This is a genomic window from Spirillospora sp. NPDC049652 (assembly GCF_040675125.1).
Lineage (GTDB): Bacteria > Actinomycetota > Actinomycetes > Streptosporangiales > Streptosporangiaceae > Spirillospora.
The window spans coordinates 1-3440 of sequence record NZ_JBFAOF010000794.1 but is presented as its reverse complement, the minus strand read 5'-3'; the positions used below and the strand labels follow the sequence as shown (position 1 = coordinate 3440).

Genomic DNA, 3440 nt, shown 5'->3' with positions numbered 1-3440 from the left:
CGGCCCGGGCGCGTGGGGCGCCCGGGCCGTCCGGTGTCGTCGGGGGTCACTTGCGCAGGCCGCGCAGGAGGTCGCGGGTCTCGGCGCGCCGGTCGCGCGCGATGAGGGCGAAGACCACGCCGAGCGCCAGCGGGAAGGCGGCCCAGGCGGGGACGAGCCAGACGACCTGGGTGACCGCGGCGCCGATCATCAGCCCGATCAGCCCGGTCGCGGCGAGCCCGGCCAGCCGGGGGATCAGCAGGCCGATCGCGCCCGCGGCCTCGACGGCGCCCGTCACGTACCGGAACCACTGACCGATCCCGATCTTGGCGAAGGTCTCCACCGCGTCCTTCTGCCCGGCGAACTTCGGCATCGCCGACGCGATCAGCAGGAACGCGGCGAGCAGGATCTGGAAGCCCCACAGGATCGTCCGGCGGCGGGAGCGGGGCGCGGCGGCAGTAGCGGTGTTGGCGGCAGCGGCGGTGGTGGTGGCGGCGGTGGTCATCTCGGGGTTCCTTCCGGTGTGTTCCTCGTTTCGCCAGTGCGTCGATCGGCCGCCGCCCGGATCGACATCCGCCGGAAGTTTTTTCTAAGAAAGTTCCGAGGCCCGCTTCTCCAGCACGGCCCGCTCGGCATCGTTGCGGGTCAGACCGGCCGCGCGGGTGAACTCCCGGGCCGCGCCCGCGCGGTCCCCGAGCCGCGCGAGCAGGTCTCCGCGCACGCTCGGCAGCAGGTGGTAGGCCGCCATGGACGGCTCGTCCTCCAGCGCGTCGAGCAACTCCAGGCCCCGCCGCGGGCCGAACGCCATGCCGAGCGCGAACGCCCGGTTCACCTGGACGACGGGCGACGGCTCCGCGCGCACGAGGAGTTCGTACAGACCGGCGATCTGCTCCCAGTCGGTCTCCTCGGCGGACGCCGCCTGCGCGTGGCACGCGGCGATCGCGGCCTGCAGCACGTACGGGCCGGACGGGCCGCCCAGCTCCTGCGCGCGCAGGAGGGCGGCGAAGCCGCGCGCAATGAGCAGCCGGTCCCAGCGGCCGCGGTCCTGCTCGGGCAGCGGGACGGGCGCGCCGTCCTCGCCGACCCGCGCGCGCGTGCGGGACGCCTGGATCTCCATGAGCGCGACCAGGCCGTGCACCTCGGGTTCGCGGGGCGCGAGCCCGGCGAGGAGGCGGCCGAGGCGCAGCGCCTCCTGGCAGAGGTCCACGCGGAGCCAGTCGGACCCGGCCGTGGCCACGTACCCCTCGTTGAAGATGAGGTAGACGACTTCGAGCACCGAGTCGAGCCGGGCCGCGCGCTCCGGGCCCTGCGGAGCCTCGAACGGCACGCCCGACGCGCTCAGCGTCTTCTTCGCCCGGACGATCCGCTGCGCGACGGTCGCCTCGGGCACCAGGAACGCGCGCGCGATCTCGTCCGTGCTCAGGCCCCCGAGCATGCGCAGGGTCAGCGCGATCCGCGCGGGCCGGGACAGCACCGGATGGCAGGCGGTGAACACCAGCCGCAGCAGGTCGTCGGCGATCTCGTCCGGCTCGGGCAACTCGGTCTCGGCCTCCAGGGCCTGGCCGATCTCCTCGACCTTGCGCGCGAAGGTCCGCTCGCGCCGGATCCGGTCGATCCCGCGCCGCTTGGCGACCGACATCAGCCATGCGCCCGGGTTGTCCGGGACGCCCTGGGCGGGCCACTGTTCCAGCGCGGCGACCAGCGCGTCCTGCGCCAGCTCCTCGGCCAGCCCCACATCGTTGACCAGCCGCGCGAGCGCCGCGATGATCCGCGGGGCCTCCAGCCGCCAGACCGCGTCGATCGTCCGGTTCACGTCCGTCACGCGCCCGATGACAGCACCTCGGACCCGGGAACGGCAACACGCCCGCCGCGCGGAAGCGCGAGCGGGCGTGCCGGATGCCGGTTCCGGGGGTGGGGCCTCCGGTCACTCGCCGTCGGGGCCGTAGACCCGCTGGATGGTGCCGCGGCCGCTGCCGACGATGGCCCAGAACCGGCGGGACAGCTCGATGGCCTCCTCCTCGGTCCGGGTCTCGACCAGCGCGAAGCCCGCCACGAACTCCTTGGACTCGCTGAACGGGCCGTCCACGATCTCGGCCTTGCCGTCCTTGGCGACGATGTGGGTCGCGCGGGGGTCGAGGCCGCCGGTGGCCAGCAGCGCGCCGGACCGGCTCATCTCGGCGATGAACGCGCCCATCCGGGCCTGGAGCTCGTCGTCCACCGGGCCCTGGGGGGTGCCGTCGTCGACCGTCATCATGAGGAACCGCATGGCGTTCTCCTTCGCTCGCTGGTGTCGCTTCACCAGGGCGTCGATCGGGGAGCCGCCGGATCGACACGACACCGGGATTTTTTTTCGAAGAATCACGGAGTATGCCCTGACCTGCGGAAAAGGGCGAGCCCTCCGAAGAGGCCGAGGATGGCCAACCCGGTGGTGACGGCGAGGCCGGCGAGGACGGTGGCGTCGGCGTACTCCCCGAGGTACAGGTGCCGGACGGCGTCCACGGTGTACCGGAAGGGGACCGCGCGGGAAGCGGCGTCCAGCCAGCCGGGCGCGAGCGTCATCGGCAGCAGCAGGCCCGCGAGCAGCATCATCGGCAGGACGACCGTGTTGGCGATCGCGGCGAACTCGGGCGTGGTCCGCACGTTCATCGCCAGGCCGTACGACAGCATCGCGAGCGCCGCCGACAGCAGCCCCACGAACACGAAGCCGAGCACGATCCCGGCGAGCGGCGCGCGCAGCCCGAACGCGACGCCGAGCAGGACGAGCAGGGCGGACTGGACGACGAGCTGCACGACGTCCCGCAGCGTCCGGCCGAGCAGCGGCGCGGCGGGGTGCAGGGGCGTGGCCCGCATCCGGTCGATCACGCCGGCCTGGCGTTCGACCAGGATGCCGAGCCCGACGAACATCCCGCCGAGCAGCGAGAGCTGGACGAGCAGGCCGGGCACGAACGCCTGCCAGGACGTCCCGCCGGTCCGCAGGTCGAGCCGGGACAGCAGCGGGCCCATGAGGGCGAGGAACAGCAGCGGCTGCAGCATCCCGAAGGTCAGCGCGGTCTTGGACCGCAGGGTCTGCCGCGACGAGCGGCCGAAGATCACGAGGGTGTCGGTGAGGAGTCGGTTCACGGCGGGTCCCGGGGGGCTCAGACGGTGGCGGGGGCGTCGGAGGCGCGCCCGGTGATGGTGAGGAAGGCGTCCTGGAGGGTAGCGGCGCCGTGCCGGTCCTTGAGGCCGGCCGGGGTGCCCTCGGCGACCACGGACCCGGCGTCCACGACCACGAGGCGGTCGGCGAGCGCGTCGGCCTCGTCCAGGTAGTGCGTGGTGAGCAGCACGGTCGTGCCGTGGTCGTGCCGGACGCGCCGGACCAGGTCCCACAGGTCGGCGCGGCTGCCGGGGTCGAGGCCGGTGGTCGGCTCGTCCAGGAACAGCACCTCGGGGCGGTTCACCAGGCCGAGCGCGAGCTCCAG

Annotated in this window: 5 protein-coding genes; all 5 read right to left on the bottom strand. The window is 73.6% G+C overall.

Annotation, left to right across the window (positions count from 1 at the left end; translation table 11 throughout):
- Nucleotides 1–46: 46 nt before the first annotated feature.
- On the bottom strand, nt 47–484 hold the full coding sequence (locus AB0J52_RS32745) for a DoxX family protein (RefSeq protein WP_500186714.1): 438 nt from the start codon (nt 482–484) through the stop codon (nt 47–49).
- An 84-nt stretch (nt 485–568) separates the two neighbouring features.
- On the bottom strand, nt 569–1801 hold the full coding sequence (locus tag AB0J52_RS32740; RefSeq protein ID WP_500186713.1) for an RNA polymerase sigma factor: 1233 nt from the start codon (nt 1799–1801) through the stop codon (nt 569–571).
- Between the two features lie 102 nt (nt 1802–1903).
- Nucleotides 1904–2245 carry a YciI family protein gene (locus tag AB0J52_RS32735; protein ID WP_500186712.1) on the bottom strand — a complete coding sequence of 114 codons (342 nt, stop codon included), beginning with the start codon at nt 2243–2245 and terminating at the stop codon, nt 1904–1906.
- A gap of 92 nt (nt 2246–2337) precedes the next feature.
- Nucleotides 2338–3099 carry an ABC transporter permease gene (locus AB0J52_RS32730; RefSeq protein WP_500186711.1) on the bottom strand — a complete coding sequence of 254 codons (762 nt, stop codon included), beginning with the start codon at nt 3097–3099 and terminating at the stop codon, nt 2338–2340.
- A 17-nt stretch (nt 3100–3116) separates the two neighbouring features.
- Nucleotides 3117–3440: AAA family ATPase (locus AB0J52_RS32725; protein WP_500186710.1), on the bottom strand; the 324-nt coding region annotated here is incomplete at its 5' end.

Excerpts from the sequence above, each read along its gene's own strand:
- AB0J52_RS32745 (WP_500186714.1), bottom strand. The coding sequence starts at position 484 with ATGACCACCGCCGCCACCACCACCGCCGCTGCCGCCAACACCGCTACT.
- AB0J52_RS32735 (WP_500186712.1), bottom strand. The coding sequence starts at position 2,245 with ATGCGGTTCCTCATGATGACGGTCGACGACGGCACCCCCCAGGGCCCG.